Genomic DNA, 15,713 nt, shown 5'->3' with positions numbered 1-15,713 from the left:
ACTAAACGTCTGATTTGATCGAGTCTGACATCCTTTGAATTTCGTCAGACTCGTAGATAAACTGGCCGGCATTAAAATTTAAAATCGATAAAGCCATTGCTTTTGCCACATCGGTCGCAGCAATGGCTTTGTACTTTTTAAGGGGCCCGATCATCAAAGCATTCATCAATGGGCTTAGCTTTTGCGCCAAGCCTTCACCCGAGCGCTGTTCTTTGCGATGACCCAGCAGCAGGGACGGGCGGAAGATCTCGATCTGTGGGATGGATAGCGATCTCAAATCACGCTCCATTTCGCCTTTTACGCGGTTATAGAAGATCGAGGATTCGGCGTTAGCACCCATCGCTGAAATCACGATAAACTTTTGCGCCTTCGCTTTTTCGGCGACCTTCGCAAACTCCATCACATAGTCATAGTCAACTTTGCGAAAGGCTTCCTGGCTGCCTGCCACCTTAATGGTGGTACCCAGGCAGCACACGAAGGTGTGCGCCTTAAGCGAAGCGCTGTAATTCGCAAGCTTATCAAAATCTAAAACTATGTTTTCAATTTTTGCGGGGAAGCGCCCCAGGGGTTTACGGGATAGAACCGTCACGTGGCCCACGTGTTCGATGTTCGCTAAAAGCAAAAGGAGCTCGTTACCCACGAGCCCCGTTGCGCCTGTTATACAGATGTCAGTTGGGAAGTTCATCCCTAGTAGATTATATTAGGCGGGTAGTGATAGCCAGTAGCTTTTAAGTGTTCAGGAACAGTCGTTCTGAAATCCAATAGACCGCTGACTTTAACTTTGCCTTTAACGGCACGAGCATCCGGATGTTGGTAGTCAATGAAACGACCTTCATCAACCAGGAAGTATCCACGGAAATTCGTTGGTTCTTTGGATTTTCCAGAGTCGATACGGTAACGGTCACCGGATTTACCAGAGCTTGCAGAGTTTTTGTAGTTCAACGGTGCAGCAGTTGGATACTGATCCACCATGTAGTTACCTTGCTCAAGGAAGTTCTGACCTTGAATTACCGGGATGGATTTGTTGATGATGTTTGTCGCATCAGCACTCAAACCACCGGATTTTTGCGCTCCATCCGTCAATAGGATGTAATCCCAGCGCTTAGGATTGTTGTAAGTGTCTTTATAACGAGTCAAAGGAAGAACTGTGTCGTCAGACAAGATTACCTGACGTTCGCGCGTCGATTCACGAGCGTAAACGCGGTAGATGTCAGTGCCCACCGGAAGAGTCTCACGAAGGTAAGCAATCGCGCGATTTTCCAAGCGAGTGCAACCATGAGAACCTGGATTTGAGAACATGTTCATGAAGAAACCACGAGTGATGTCAATCGCGTCTGAACCGTCAACACCCCAACCAATAGTTCCGTGCATCCACTGGCTGTTAACACCGTTGATGTCGTCAGCAGGGGAAAGCTTGGCAGCGTACCAACCAAAGGCACCATAAACAGTGTCTTTGCCATTTTTCTCGGTCAACCATTTACGGGAACCGATCACGCGGGAAGAATTGTTGGAAATTGGTTTTGGGATAGTTTTTAGATCCTGACCAGCAGTGTACCAGCTTGGGTATGTCTGCATGCCGTCAGAGTAGAACTTAACCCAGGAAGCAATGCGGGAGTGACCCAGCCAAGTCATGTAAGCATAACGATCTGACTTAGTGCCTTCTTCGTTACGACCCACAACCATGTCTGTTTCCATCACGAGTTTGTGCGGGCAACCAGGATAAGTTGTGCAGCGCTCGTAAACGCGGGTTTTCTCTGTCGCTACGTTTTGCACGACAAAGTATTTCATAATCGGTGCTGCGTAAGGTTTGTCGGACAAGTAGTCTTTAGAAACAAACAATGCGGGAGCAATGTTTGTTGGAACAGATTTGGATTTGATCAATTTGATTTGAACAAGTGGCGTGCTGCCATCCAAAGAGCTTACCAAAACCACTTCATCATTCATCGACAACTGACCAACAACGTTGCCAGCTGATGTGGAGTTGGAGCTGCGAAGATTTAAATTATCTGCAGCGATGTAATAAGTTTTTCCAACTACAAGTTGGTTTTTCTCCACAGCAGTAATTTGAACTTGTGCTGAAGCTTGAGAAACTGCAAATGCGTTAAGTGTCAAAGTGGCAACTAGCAAGCTGATCGCTAATTTGCCGCGACTTTTACCAAGAATGATATTCATCGATTGTTCTCCCCCGAATGACCTGCATTAATTACAAACTGGCGACGTCATACCACAAACTGAGGATGGCGGCGCTTGAAATTTGTTCAATTGTAATAAGTGCCTCAAGGTACTTCTGGAGGTTTCATGAAATGGATTTTGGGCCTTTGTTGTCTGTTGTTGCCTGCATTAGGCCACGCGCAGTTTAATATTTTTGCCAGGACCGATTGGCGAGTCACCAAAACGCAATGGTCGGCGCAAGACGAGGAAAACTTTGGCAGATTCGTCGCTCAGCTAGGTGCTGCGGTAGAAAATCGCCAGTGTGACACGGTGAAAAATTGCCTTAAGAGTAATGCCAACCCGTATTATTCTTCAGACCCCGCAGGACTAGTTTATTACGCAGACTGCGCGGATTTGCCTTACTTTTTACGCTCGTATTTTGCGTGGAAGAATGGTTTGCCAATGTCGGTGGCCAGCCGGGTGAGTGCTCGCCCAGTAGCAGGAAATACCGGTGACATTCGGTATACGCCACAAGGAAACTATGTGACGGGACGCTTTGACGTTATCGCGGGCAATGGTCGCAACCGTCGCGCCTTTATTTATAACATCGAGGATTTTGATTTCGGAAACCTGATGTTGGCAACTCGCTATCCAAACGCTGTTTCTCTGTTAAACGGTACGATTACGAACACCACACTTTCTGCCACTTTCCGCATGATGGGGACTGAGGATGGAAAGATGTATGCGGATTTTTATCCAGTTAAACTTTCCAGATACAGCGTCAGACCAGGCACTGTGATCTATGATCCGAATGGACATGTTGCCGTGATCTATAAGATCACTTCAGATGGTCAAATTTATTATATCGACTCTCACCCTGACAACACTTTGACGTCAGGTATGTACAATCCAAAATTCGAACGCAGCAATCCATATCAAGGAGCGGGATTTAAAAACTTCCGTCCGTTGACGTTGGTGGATGCGAAAAAGGATTCAACGGGAGCCTATGTCGGTGGTCGTGTGGTCGGCGCCAAAAACACGACGCTGCCATATTATTCGCTGGAACAGTTCTTTGGCACGAAGCCCGATCCTGACGGAAAATGGAGCAAGGGCGAGTTCATCTATAACGGTCGCGCGGTGGATTATTACGAATACCTGCGCATCATGATGGCTAATGGTGAATTGCGTATTGATCCGCTGGTCGACATGCAGGTGATGTTGCGTGATCTTTGTGTGAATTTGAAAGACCGTGTGCAGGCTGTAGATGTGGCACTGCAGTCAGGTGTGCAAAACAAACCTCACCCCGAGCGCCTGCCTTACAATATTTACGGAACGACAGGGGAGTGGGAGCAGTGGGCTTCGCCTTCGCGTGATGCGCGTTTGAAGGTTTCATTTGCAAATTTACTGGTTCAAATTCGCAGCATGGTGCAACGCCACTCCGTCGGTGATCCAACGATCATTTACCACGGGAACAACTTGCGCGGCGATTTGCTGGCGATGTATCAGCGTGAATCCGCCAGCTGTCAATTTGCTTACCGCAACAGCTCTGGCGTCAGCGTTCCGATGAACTTGGATCAGGCTCGCCAACGGGTTTTTGACATGAGCTTTGACCCTTATCACTGTGCAGAACTTCGCTGGGGAGCTAAGACCCAACAAGAACTGGCAAGCTGCCGTGACAATCAAAATAAACGCGCATGGTACGCAGCTGAACGCTGGTTGCGCTATCAAACAGATCGCACTTACGATGCCCGCATGGATTATTCCTTGGGAGAACTAACCGGGCCAAAACCGGGAGTGGGTGTGGCGAATCCGCCTGATGTGGATATCGTGCGCTTCCTGCAAACGGGAACACGTCGTTAGGTCATCAGAAATGCCGTCTCAAATTGAGACGGCATTATTCAGTCAGTTCATATCAAAAACCGTCACCGGTGCGTATATTGCGGTTCAGATCCTTCAATTTGGCTCTGATCTGGCATAAATGTTGGAAGTAATAGGGTGAGTGAGGCACCCTATGAAATTAAAAGATTATATCAATTTCAATGAAGTACTACTGATCGCCATCGGAATCATTTTGTTGTTTCCGTTGTTTAGTAATGCTCAGGACATCACTTATCCCAATTATTCTGCTTCCATTAAAGCGGCTGTGACTGATCCCACTTCCCAATTGGGGAGCATGGCGAATTACCAGTTCTTTCTTCACACTGATATGATGAAGAAGCTTTATTCTCAACGTGGCTACGAGCCTATCTGGATTAATTTCCAAGGCCGTCCTGCGCCGATTTCCACTGAATTGCGTCGTATGCTATTGGTCGCTTATCGTCATGGTTTGCCAACTACTATGGAAAAAGTAGCGGTGAAAGAGGGTGGTACCACGGTTGAAAAATGGACCTACGTTTCCCGTGGTTATTGGGATCAAAAACTGGAAGACTATCTTCGTTCAACCATGGCTTCCCCAAGAGATGCCATCTGGTTTGAGCTTTTGGCGACAGAGGCTTTTTTGCGTTATACGCAGCACATTTTCGTGGGCCGTTTTGATCCAAGAAAAATCGATGAAAAAATCATTCTGGGTCCTCGGGTAATTAACGATAAAACCTATAATGCTTTAAACCACGCTGTCAGCAATGAGGGCCGTTTGCAGGAATTGATGGATCGCTTTGCTCCGGAATCCGCAAACTATAAAGGTCTGATGACTCTTCTAAATTACTACCGCCGGGTTAAGCTTGCAGGCGGCTGGTCGCAGATTGCTGCTCCGGGTGTGCAGATCGAGCCTGGTATCAGTCACCAGATCATTCCGCAGATCAGAAATCGTTTGAAATTGTTCGGATATGAAGTCGGTGATCTGAATAATCAGGTTTATGACGATAGCTTCGGAAAAGCCCTGCGCCGCTTTCAGCAGCTCAGTGATCTTGAAAATGACGGGATCATTGGCGGCAAAGTTTCAAAAGTTTTGCGTTACCTAAACGTACCGGTCGAGGAGCGCATCGATCAATTAAGTGTAAATATGGAACGCCTTCGCTGGTTGCCAAGAAAACTGGGCGATCGCTATGTGTTCGTGAATCTTGCAATGACGGAGTTCCGTTTGCACGATGAAAGACTGTCCCCGGCCGAACTTGAAAAGATGCAGTTTAAAACCATCAATGGTAAAGACGTGCGCCAGACTCCGCTGATGATTGATGAAATTCGTTATGTGAATTTCAACCCAACGTGGACCGTGCCAAGCTCGATTGCAGTCAAAGATAAATTACCAACGCTAAGAGCAGACGCAGGATACCTGGGTAAACACAATATGAAGCTTCTAAGAGGCAAGACCGAAGTGGATCCGATGACTGTGGATTTTAAAAACATCACCGAGGAAGCATTCGTCAGCACTTATACAATCGTTCAGATGCCTGATTATAATAATGCTTTGGGTGTGGTGAAGTTCCCGTTGGTTAGAAATAACAAAGCCATCTTTATGCACGACACGAACGAGCGTAATTTATTTAGCACGACCAATCGCCATGGAAGTTCAGGGTGTATCCGTTTGGAAAAACCGAAAGAGTTCGCCGCTTACTTGCTGGCTGATAAAGGCTACTCCTTAGAGAAAATCAACACGCTGGTTCCACAGAATGCGCAGATGCCTCCGGGTAAGACTTTCTCTGAAACTTTGAAAAGACCGATGACTGTCTATATTCAATATTTGACGACAGAGGTGGGTCCACGCGGTGAAGTTCGTTTTGCCGACGACGTTTACGGTCAGGACGAAAAAATCAAAGCGGCGCTGGCTGATCCCAAAAACAACGGCGACTTCTAAGCTCTTGTTTACGGAAGTAATTGGCGGCAAACAAAATCTGTGTTTCGATAAAGGGATGAAGAGAATCATCCCTTTTGTTTTTTTATGGACACTCCATGCGCAGGCCCAGGTGGGGACGCCGTTGCCAACGAGTTCGGCTAAGCCCGTGTCGGTTTCCTATGAAAACCTGATCAAGTGTTTCCCGGAACTGAAGGATGATTCTTTGGCCTTCAAGGTCGACCTGACAAAGCTTAAAGAGTTCGCAGACGAGAAGATCGTGACCATTCGCTCGCAGCTGCGTCAAAGAAAGATCTCATATTTGGATGCAGATCAGGATGCGATGATTCTTACCTTAAAGACCGCGGGACCCGCAGGGAAGAATCAGAAAACTGAGCTGACTTTGCAAAAGGTCGCTGCCGACGGAGTGCTCACAGATATGGCACTTACGAAAAATCAACGCACCAATCCCAAGCAAGAGATCATCAATAACTTCCTCTTACATGCGAAGATCAAGAGTGATGAATACTCTTATCATGACACAAAGCTGAATGGAGTCACTGCGACCTACAAGCGGAACTTCAAGGAAGTGACCGAGTTCAATTTAGAGGGACCGTCGCGAAAGCGCAGTCTGGCGTGCGCAAGCGAGCCTCAACTGGGGATTATTTGCACTTGCACCAAGAAATAAACTGTTGAATAGCGCTGATCGTTATAGCTATAATTTTCGTAGTGTTGTTCTAGGTTTTTATCTAGAGTTTTAAAAGGTTTAGCCCCATTAGCGATTGAAAGAGGAGACACGGTGACTGCTGAGAAAAAGAACTTCAATTTCCTCATTGCAGGAGTCCCGTACAAACTTAGATCCTCTCATGACGATGCCACAGTTCAGGAACTCGTCGACTTTGTTAATAACAAAATGAATCAAGCTATGGCCGTTACTAAAAACGGTTCTTTCCAAAATGCCGCTGTGTTGACAGCAATGAATATCGCGGAAGAACTCATCCTTTTGAAAAGAAAAGCGCAACGTGAACTCGACAAAATCGAGGAAAAGACGATGCAGCTTTCTTTGGAACTCGAAAATTCCAAGAACAACAAGGTTTTGAACAACTAACTTTGATTGTAACTCTCTTGGAGTGTCCATGTCCTCTTGGAGCTCTAAACAGGAATGTCGTTCCTTTTATAAATCTCTTTGCGCCCAAGAGTTTGCGCAAGGTCTTGTTCAAAACCAGCAGCAGTTGAATGTATTTCTGCAAGACTTTATGTCGAAGCAGAACGGATGTTGGGGTGCGTATCGCTCCCTCGCTCAAGAAGCCAGTGTGGATGGGATCTTTCAGATCGAACACATTGATTGGGTATTTCCCCGTATCAAGGGCACTGAGCTTGAGTTTTGTTTTGCATCAGGTTTCAGCCAAGGCGCATTTGGCGTTTTGGAGCCTGATCCCAACTCCGCTATCATTGATCTTAAGGGCATTCACGGCCTGCTGATTCCCGGTTTAGTTTTTAATAAGAATGGCAACCGCCTTGGTAAGGGCAAGGGCTTTTATGACAAAACCCTCGCTCACTTTAACGGAGTCAAGGTCGGGGTCTGTTTTGATTTTCAAATTTCAGAACAGACGCTACCCATGGAAGAGCATGATCAGAAGATGGATTATCTTATCACTGAGTCAGGCATCCTGGTTTGCCAGCAGTTTGAGGTCCACTAGGACCCATTAGGAGAAAAGGAAGAGATGGAAATTTTAATCACAGCCATTATCTGTTTAATTTTGGGCGGTGTCGCTGTTTTCATGGTGAAACGTATCCAGGACAACAACAGCAAAAAATCTGCACGCATTGAAGCAGAACGTATCGTTAACAAGGCCAAGTCTGAAGCGACGAAAATCAAGAAAGATTCTGAAACTCGCTCTAAGGACTTTGAAGCCCGCGCCCGCAAAAATGTTGAGGCCGACATTCATAAGCAAAATTCCACATTGAAGAACAAAGAGTCTCAATTGGATCGCCGCTTAAAAGAAATCGAACAGCAGTTCAAACAAAAGATGGAAGAGAACGAGCGTTACCTGAACACTCTGAAAGACCGCGAGGAAAAAATCGCGATCTCTGAAAACCGCGTGAAAGAGCTTGAGAAAAAAGGCGAATCACAAATTGGCGATTTGAAGCTGAAATTGGAATCTGTGGCAGGTATGTCCCAGGACGAAGCAAAACGTCAGTTGCTATCTGCAATTGAAGACGAAGCTAAAATTGAAGCGTCCAAGAAAATCACCCAAATCGAAGAACAAGCGCAAAAAGAATCTGAAGTTAAAGCAAAACGCATCCTGGCAACAGCGTTGTCCCGTTTCGCGTCTGAATTCACTTCTGAAAGAACTGTCAGCGTTTTGGCGCTTCCGAACGACGAGATGAAAGGTAAAATCATCGGTCGTGAGGGTCGTAACATCAGAACTTTGGAAGCTCACTGTGGCGTGGACTTGATCGTCGACGATACTCCGGAAGCCGTGGTTATCTCTGGTTTCGATCCGGTTCGCCGTGAACTTGCCCGCCGTACTATCGAGAAATTGATGGAAGACGGTCGCGTGCATCCAGCACGTATCGAAGAGGTTGTGGAAAAGCAGCGTAACGAGCTGATGAAAGCCATCAAAGAAGAGGGCGAGCGCCACGTGATGGAACTGGGTATTGCGAACATGCACCCAGAATTAATCAAAATCATCGGTGGTTTGAAATACCGTAACTACCAGGGTCAAAATGCTTTGAACCAGGCCCTTGAAGTTGCAAACATCGCAGGCCTTCTGGCAGGTGAGTTGGGCGTAAGCGTGAAGCTGGCTCGCCGTGCAGGTTTGCTTCATAACATCGGTAAAGCGATTGATCATACGGTTGAAGGCAGCTACGCAACTGTAGGTGCTGAGGCCGCTAAAAAATATTCTGAATCCGAAGACGTATGTCACGCAATCCGCGCCCACGATGAAGAGGAAAAACCTCATTCCATCCTGGCTTGGATTGTTCACGCGGCTTATATCCTGTCGAGCGCGCGTCCGGGTGCTCGTCGTCCACAAATGGATTCTTTCATCCACCGCTTGGAAGATCTTGAATCCATCGGTAACAGCTTTGATGGCGTGTTGAAGACATTGGCTCTGCAAGCAGGTAAAGACGTTCGCGTTCTGGTTGAGTCTGCAAAAGTAACAGATGACCAGGCGGTGATGTTGTCCCGTGATATCGCCCGTAAGATCGAACGCGAAGTTCCGCAAGCTGGCCAAATCAAAGTGACTGTGGTTCGTGAAACTAGATCTGTGGAGCATGCACGCTAATGAGTTTTTTGGATCCTAAAGAACAGCTTGAGAGAATTAAATTTGGAGTGGCTGAGTTCATCAACGACGAAGAGATGTTGAAGAAACTTAAACGCTCTAAAGAAACAGGCACTCCGCTTCGAATTAAGTTGGGTGCGGATCCCACTCGCCCGGATATTCATATCGGGCACACAGTTGTTATTAATAAGCTTAAGACGTTTCAGGATCTGGGCCACCATGTGATTTTTTTGATCGGCGACTTTACGGCGACGATCGGGGATCCTACTGGCAAGAGCACGACTCGTCCGGTTCTTTCTCGCGAAGAGATCGAGGAAAACGGTCGTACTTACGCGAAACAAATTTTTAAAATCCTTGATCCGAACAAGACTGAGATTGTTTACAACTCGTCCTGGATCGGGAAAATGACTCCGGGTGAATTCATCAAGATGGCAGCCCAGTATACTGTGGCGCAAATGCTTGAGCGTGATGATTTCACGAAACGTTACCGCGCGGGAACGCCGATTGCGATTCACGAATTCCTGTATCCGCTGACTCAGGGTTACGATTCAGTGGCTTTGAAAGCCGATGTCGAGTTGGGTGGTACGGATCAGAAGTTCAATCTTCTTGTGGGTCGTGCAATGCAAACCGCTTACGGTCAGGAACCGCAGTGTGTTTTGACGATGCCGATTCTTGAAGGTATCGACGGCGTGAATAAGATGTCCAAGTCTTTGGATAACTATATTTCTGTTGTCGACACTCCTAAGGATATGTTCGGTAAAACGATGAAGATCTCTGACGATTTGATGTATCGTTGGTACGAGCTTTTGACCGATATCACTGCCAGTGAACTGGCTCAGCTTAAACAGGATGTGACGGATAAGAAAAAACATCCGCGCACGGTGAAAGTTGAATTGGCAAAATTCATCATCAGACGTTTCCATTCGGCGGAAGCAGCTCAGGCAGCAGAAGACGAATTCAACCGCATCTTCGTCGACAAAGGTTTACCTGACGATATTCCGACGGTTGAAATTGAAAAAGTATTTATTCCTGCTGACGGCCTTGGTGTCGCTCAGTTGTTAGTTAAATTGAACTTTGCGGCTTCCAATAGTGAAGGCAACCGCATGGTTCAAGGTGGTGCCGTGCAAATCGACGGCAAAAAAATCGCGGACGGCAAACAGAAGCTGTCTGCTGCTGACATCGACGGAAAAGTCGTTAAAGGCAGCAAAACCAAATTCGCAAAGGTGAAATTGGTTTAGACCAAAAGATACGCTGTTACCTTGGGTATGCAGCGTTGAAACGAGATAGAGGATCGCAAGTATGAAAATTAAATTTCTTCCGCAAAATATCGAAGTTGAAGGAACTCCAGATAAGTCCCTTTTGCAAATTGCGACGGAAAACAAGCTTGAGATCCGCTCTATCTGTAAAGGTGTTCCAAGCTGCGCTGAGTGCCGCGTTCGTATTAAAGAGGGAGACAATAATGTTTTGCCTCCGGGTAAAGCAGAACTAAGCCTGATCGGTACAAGTTATTTCATTGATGGTCGTCGTTTAAGCTGCCAGGTTCGTTGCTTTGGTGATGTGACTGTGGATTTAACCGAGCAAGTGGATCGCGCCGAAAATCAGACTAAAAAAATCAGAGGTTTCCGTACCAGCAAGCAAATGGAATCCAAAGCGGTTAATGATACAATGCTTTTGGATGCCAAGGTTGACGAGGCTGCAGCCGCAGCTGCTGGCAGTTCAACTACAGAAGTTGGTTCCGAGGCGACAGGTGCGCCACAATCTGAACGCCCCCAACAACAGCAGGGCAGAAATCAGAACCAACAACAGCACCAGCATAAGCAAAAACAGAATCAACAAAATCAAAACCGTCAAAAGCAAGGCGGCGGTCAGCAAGGTCAGCAGCAAAAGCAGCAACAACAAGCTAAGCAGCAGCAGCCTAAACCGCAAAATGCGCAAAACCAGCAAAAGCAGCAGCAAAAACAAAAAGGCGGCGGTGGCGGACAAAATCAGAATCGCCAGCACAATCAGCCGAATCAACAAAAGCAGCAGAATCAGAATCAGCAACAAGCTCGCCCGCAGAATCAGCAAAACAACCAGAACCAAAATAAGCCTAAGCAATAACTTAGGCTTGCTTTCCATCTGGGCGACATCCTCACCATTAGTTAATTAATTGGCTGAAGGTCTAGTGCATGACATATGCTGTATGCCGATAAGACTGAAGGATGTCTCATAAGATCACTTTCAGAGAACGAGGGCAGGGGCCCATATTGATTCTTCTTCACGGTTACGGAGGAAGTATTCACCATTGGGAAGCAGTAGCTTCTCAGATGGAGTCCCACTATCGGGTGATTATTCCAAACTTAACCCATCTCTATATGAGCTCAGACAAACTCTTTTTCACCGTGCAGGTGGAAGTGTTGGCGAAATTCATTCAAGAGCATTTCCCCCACCAGCGCGTGCATTTGGCAGGCTTAAGTTACGGGGGAGCCTTAAGTTGGGCCCTGGCGACTCAGCATCCTCATCTTGTGGAAAAAGTGGCCTTGATTAATCCCATGGTCACGGACCCGGTAAAGAATTTCCTTTTAAAAGAGCTGCGTTTCTTTTTCTCCATTCCTCTGAATCTAAAAAGCATTTACGTCATGTTGTCGACTCCGATGGGCACAAGCTTCCTAAAAAAGGCGGCTCACATATTCCGTGACGAGCGGGCTGAAGGCGCGATTTCCCTGGAGCGACTGCGCGGCCGAAAGCTGCAATTGGTGGCTCACATGATTCATCGCTTTGCGTGGATTCTACGGTCCGAGGACTGGCAGACGTGGAATAAAAAACTTTTCCATTATCGCGGTGAATGCCGTTTGATCTTTGATGACAGTGATTTGCTGTTTAATCAGGATGCGTATTTAAAGTTCGCGCAGCATTTGGGATGCGAAGACCTGGTAATCCTGCAGGGAGCCGGGCACATAGCTATCAAATCCAAGCCCGACATCGTCGCCGGGCATTTGCTGGAATTCCTGCACACGCAACCATCCACACGGAAAATCGCTAAATAGTTTCAACTTTCTTGGTTTGTTTTGGATAAGCACTTTGGTATTTTGCCAGGATGTCTTCGGCCAGCACGGTTTTATTTTCTTTATTCAGAATATTGATGAACATCTGATAAGACTCTTCATCCATGCGGTTTTGTGCAGCCATCTTTCTGCCCTGGTCCAGAATTTTTGCCAGGGGCATGGTTTTGCAGTTAAATTGAAAGTGCAGATTTTCATACTCCTTACAGCCGATTTTTGCCGAAGGAAATTGTTGCAGAAAGCGCGCAGCCTGACTTGCAGTTTGAATGTCTTCGCGAAGCAGAACTTTGATGATCTTGGAGATGTATTGAACATCAGCACCTACCACTTGAATACCTAACTCAAAGCACTCGATAGCTTTTTGTAAGGCTTTATTATTCAAGTTAGAACGACCCGCCGTAAAAAGGGCTGCCGAAAAAACATGGCGTAGTTCTGCTGTCTTGTGATCAAGTCTGGCAAAGAGTTGAAAAAAGTGCGGCACCTGATCCAGTTTTCCTGAAAACACAGCCGCGATGAAAAGCTGCCCCAGGCGCTTGGGACCGATCGGGTAGTTATCAATGATCGTGTTCGCGACACTATAGGCATTGCCGAAATCTTTTTGTTCAAAGTAGCTGTCGAATTTTCCAGTCAGACAGCGATAGTGCAGGGGTTGCAACTTTAAGCCCTTCACGTATTCGTCATTGGCAAACTGGTATTCAAAAGCTTTAAATTTTGTATAGCCCAAATAGTAGTGCGCAAGCGTCGGCTTTTCCTGATGCTTAAGAGCTGCAGTGAATTTGTGGTGAGCATCCGCCAGATGTCCATCAAACAAGGCCTGCTTACCAGCGCGAATGTGTTTAATGTATTCACTGGGATTAATTTTTCTTTCAATCAAAGTTAACAGGCGCCCGGCAAGGACACCACTTTGAATGGGTTTAACAATGTAATCATCGACCAACTCTTCCGCCGCTTCAGCAATGGCAGAGGTGGAGTTGTTATGGGTCATGATGATTGAAATATTATCAGCGCTGTTCGCCGAGTGCATTGCGACCAGTTCCAGTCCAAATTTGGAATCGACGGTGAATTCTGTGATCAAAAGATTCGGCTTTTTCTCGGCCAGATATTCCTGGGCGCCCAAATAGCGCTTGGTAGTAAAGATGTTTTCTGGAGTAAGTCCAACTTCCAAAAGGGCAGCGGTCGCAAGATTCGCAAAGGACGACGAGTTATCAACGATCAGGGCCGTCAGATTTTTCATTATTCAAGCTCCCGCATGGATCGGAATAAAAGATCTGTTGATTGTTGAGCTTGAAGGTTGGCTTTTAAGAAAACTTCCCACAAGCCTTTATCAAAACGGTGCAGTTCAACGGTGTACTTGGAAGTGTTCCCGTGATCCAGAGGTTCACTGCGAGTGACTCTGCCGGTAGCCAGAAATTCGATGCTCTGACCGCGCATGTGATACTTGCCTTCGAAATTTAAAATTGTTCCTAAGCCACACATGCGGGGAACTGCTTCGAACGTAAATGACTTTTCCGAGTATTCTAAAACCTGCAGGGGTTTGCCCTTAAGATTTTTAATCAATTCAAACTCGGTCGTCAGATTTTGCAGACTGTGTATTTCGAGGAAATATTGGCTCATTGATTCATGCTAAACAAACTGAGGCGGCTTGCCTAATTTGCTAAAGCACAAACTGTGTAGTTCTGGACGTAGAAACGGAATGAACAGGAATTTTTAGAACACTTGTGCGTCTGGAAAATGGATATTTCGCAATGAAATGTCCAGTGTTCCCACGAATGTATCGAGTTGATTTGTAAGTGCTTTAAACGTTGAAACTCGAACCACAGCCACAGTGTTTCGTAGCGTTCGGGTTGTTGAAAACAAAGCCTTTACCGTTCAATCCGCCGGAGTACTCCAAAGTCATGCCCAGGATGTACAACATGGAGTTGGAATCGACAGCGATCTTTTGACCGTTGGCCTCGAAAAACTTATCACCATCGCGTGCAGCAGTGTCGAAATCCATTTTATAGGATAGACCTGAACAGCCACCTTTTTTAACTTCCACTCGCAGGAATGCAGCATCGTCTTTGCCTTCATCTTTTTTAAGAGCAGCAAGTTTTTGAGCAGCTTCTGGGGAAATGTTAATCATAAAGGTCTCCTGGATAAATTCGTGTCTAGTGTAACACAAACGGGAAGCCCAGGGGAGGGCAGATTATATCCGCCCTTAGCCTTAAGCTAAAATACTGAAAATATTATACATTTCCAGATGGAATGGCGCCGTGAAGGATCTCGGCCGCGCGCTGAATGTCGTCTTCCGTTGTCCAGCGACCCAGGCTTAAACGCAAAGTGCATGCGGCCTCGTCAGCGGATAAGCCAATTCCTTTTAGAACGTGACTGATGCTCACTGAACCAGAGCTACAGGCTGACCCTGTGCTCACACCCAATTTTTGAATTTTATTAGCCAGGGATTCAATTCGGATCCCCGGTAAAGTGACGTTCAAATTAATCGGGGAGCGATTCGTAGGATGGCCATTCAGGCGAATGCCAGGAATCTTGCTTTGCAGCTTTTGCCAGAACAAATTGCGAAGAGCCGTCATGCGCTCTGACTCTGCCGTCAGATTGTTTTTGCAAATTTCAGCTGCAGTTCCCAGGCCCACAATCGCAGGAACATTCAACGTGCCCGAGCGAAGTCCTTTTTCCTGACCGCCGCCATAGATGAAGGGATTCAGTTGAACTTTAGGATCTTTGCCACGAATGAAAAGTGCAGCGGAGCCTTTTGGGCCGTAAAACTTGTGAGCTGAAAATGACATCAAGTCGATACCCATTTCAGTCACGTTCACTGGAATTTTTCCAATCGCTTGAGTGGCGTCTGTATGGAACAGGATCTGATTTTCTTTCGCCACTTTAGCAGCTTCCACGATCGGATTGATGCTGCCAACTTCGTTGTTCACCCAGATCAGGCTGATTAGTTTTGTGTGCGGCTTAATCGCAGCACGCAAAGTTTCGATTTCCACCAGGCCGAATTTGTTCACTGGAAGCAAATCAATTTCGACACCTTGTTTTTCAGCGGCTTGCATCGCTTTGATGACAGAGCTGTGCTCAAGGCAGCTGGTAATCATATGGATTGGTTGAGTCGGATTTTCTTCGCGCAATTTGGAAATCAAGCCAAAGATCACCCAGTTGTTTGATTCAGTGGCGCTGGCGGTGAAAGTGATTTCAGAGGATTTTGCACCAATAAGGGAAGCCACTTGCATACGCGCTTTTTGCACGCCGTTTTCAGCCGTCCATCCCCAGTGATGTGCCACACTTGCCGGATTACCAAAATACTCTTTAAAGTACGGCTCCATGGTCGCATAGACCTGGGGATCCACGGGAGTCGTGGCGTTGTAATCCAAATAAAGTCCTTTATCGGACACGGCTTGTGCGACGGTGTGAGACTGAGCTGAAATTTCCATGGACCCAGCTAATAACGGGCGTGGAATGGGGTCAAGA

15 protein-coding genes are annotated in these 15,713 nt (G+C 46.6%); 9 read left to right on the top strand and 6 right to left on the bottom strand.

Annotated elements, in window-relative coordinates; all coding sequences use genetic code 11:
- Window position 1: 1 nt before the first annotated feature.
- On the bottom strand, window positions 2-685 hold the full coding sequence (locus ACLWNV_RS12870; protein ID WP_413584847.1) for an NAD(P)H-binding protein: 684 nt from the start codon (window positions 683-685) through the stop codon (window positions 2-4).
- Between the two features lie 2 nt (window positions 686-687).
- Window positions 688-2,172 (bottom strand): hypothetical protein, encoded by a 1,485-nt coding sequence (locus ACLWNV_RS12865; RefSeq protein ID WP_413584846.1) that lies wholly within the window; start codon window positions 2,170-2,172, stop codon window positions 688-690.
- A 126-nt stretch (window positions 2,173-2,298) separates the two neighbouring features.
- Here ACLWNV_RS12865 and ACLWNV_RS12860 point away from each other — a divergent pair, with 126 nt between their 5' ends.
- From ACLWNV_RS12860 to ACLWNV_RS12820, 9 genes are all read left to right on the top strand, one after another.
- Window positions 2,299-4,011, top strand: a complete 1,713-nt coding sequence (locus tag ACLWNV_RS12860) for a hypothetical protein (RefSeq protein ID WP_413584845.1) — start codon at window positions 2,299-2,301, stop codon at window positions 4,009-4,011.
- 151 nt (window positions 4,012-4,162) lie between these two features.
- Complete coding sequence (locus tag ACLWNV_RS12855) at window positions 4,163-5,944, top strand: L,D-transpeptidase family protein (protein WP_413584844.1); 1,782 nt, start codon at window positions 4,163-4,165, stop codon at window positions 5,942-5,944.
- A 55-nt stretch (window positions 5,945-5,999) separates the two neighbouring features.
- Window positions 6,000-6,608: a hypothetical protein gene (locus tag ACLWNV_RS12850; RefSeq protein ID WP_413584843.1), complete on the top strand. Its 609-nt coding sequence runs from the start codon at window positions 6,000-6,002 to the stop codon at window positions 6,606-6,608.
- Window positions 6,609-6,719: 111 nt separating this feature from the next.
- On the top strand, window positions 6,720-7,028 hold the full coding sequence (locus tag ACLWNV_RS12845) for a cell division protein ZapA (protein ID WP_413584842.1): 309 nt from the start codon (window positions 6,720-6,722) through the stop codon (window positions 7,026-7,028).
- 28 nt (window positions 7,029-7,056) lie between these two features.
- Window positions 7,057-7,620 carry a 5-formyltetrahydrofolate cyclo-ligase gene (locus ACLWNV_RS12840; RefSeq protein ID WP_413584841.1) on the top strand — a complete coding sequence of 188 codons (564 nt, stop codon included), beginning with the start codon at window positions 7,057-7,059 and terminating at the stop codon, window positions 7,618-7,620.
- 24 nt (window positions 7,621-7,644) lie between these two features.
- A complete protein-coding gene (gene rny, locus ACLWNV_RS12835) occupies window positions 7,645-9,210 on the top strand; it encodes a ribonuclease Y (protein ID WP_413584840.1) in 1,566 nt (521 codons plus the stop codon).
- A complete protein-coding gene (gene tyrS, locus ACLWNV_RS12830; RefSeq protein ID WP_413584839.1) occupies window positions 9,210-10,445 on the top strand; it encodes a tyrosine--tRNA ligase in 1,236 nt (411 codons plus the stop codon). Before rny ends, tyrS begins: the two co-directional genes overlap by 1 nt.
- 61 nt (window positions 10,446-10,506) lie before the next feature.
- The gene (locus ACLWNV_RS12825; RefSeq protein ID WP_413584838.1) at window positions 10,507-11,307 is read left to right on the top strand and encodes a 2Fe-2S iron-sulfur cluster-binding protein; all 801 of its coding nucleotides are present in this window, start codon (window positions 10,507-10,509) and stop codon (window positions 11,305-11,307) included.
- Window positions 11,308-11,453: 146 nt separating this feature from the next.
- Window positions 11,454-12,233: an alpha/beta fold hydrolase gene (locus ACLWNV_RS12820; protein WP_413584837.1), complete on the top strand. Its 780-nt coding sequence runs from the start codon at window positions 11,454-11,456 to the stop codon at window positions 12,231-12,233.
- Here ACLWNV_RS12820 and ACLWNV_RS12815 read toward each other — a convergent pair.
- The 4 genes from ACLWNV_RS12815 to ACLWNV_RS12800 form a co-directional block, all read right to left on the bottom strand.
- Window positions 12,226-13,482, bottom strand: coding sequence for a response regulator (locus ACLWNV_RS12815; RefSeq protein ID WP_413584836.1), 1,257 nt, complete (start codon window positions 13,480-13,482; stop codon window positions 12,226-12,228). The two genes, ACLWNV_RS12820 and ACLWNV_RS12815, sit on opposite strands and share 8 nt — an antisense overlap.
- The gene (locus ACLWNV_RS12810; RefSeq protein WP_413584835.1) at window positions 13,482-13,862 is read right to left on the bottom strand and encodes a hypothetical protein; all 381 of its coding nucleotides are present in this window, start codon (window positions 13,860-13,862) and stop codon (window positions 13,482-13,484) included. The genes ACLWNV_RS12815 and ACLWNV_RS12810 overlap by 1 nt, the downstream gene beginning before the upstream one ends.
- A 181-nt stretch (window positions 13,863-14,043) precedes the next feature.
- Window positions 14,044-14,370 (bottom strand): HesB/IscA family protein, encoded by a 327-nt coding sequence (locus ACLWNV_RS12805; protein ID WP_413584834.1) that lies wholly within the window; start codon window positions 14,368-14,370, stop codon window positions 14,044-14,046.
- A gap of 103 nt (window positions 14,371-14,473) precedes the next feature.
- Window positions 14,474-15,676 (bottom strand): cysteine desulfurase family protein, encoded by a 1,203-nt coding sequence (locus ACLWNV_RS12800; RefSeq protein WP_413584833.1) that lies wholly within the window; start codon window positions 15,674-15,676, stop codon window positions 14,474-14,476.
- Between the last annotated feature and the right edge of the window lie 37 nt (window positions 15,677-15,713).

Origin of the sequence: Bdellovibrio sp. HCB274 (genome assembly GCF_047306075.1) — a bacterium.
Taxonomy (GTDB): domain Bacteria; phylum Bdellovibrionota; class Bdellovibrionia; order Bdellovibrionales; family Bdellovibrionaceae; genus Bdellovibrio.
This window is presented reverse-complemented; position numbering and strand designations above follow the sequence as displayed.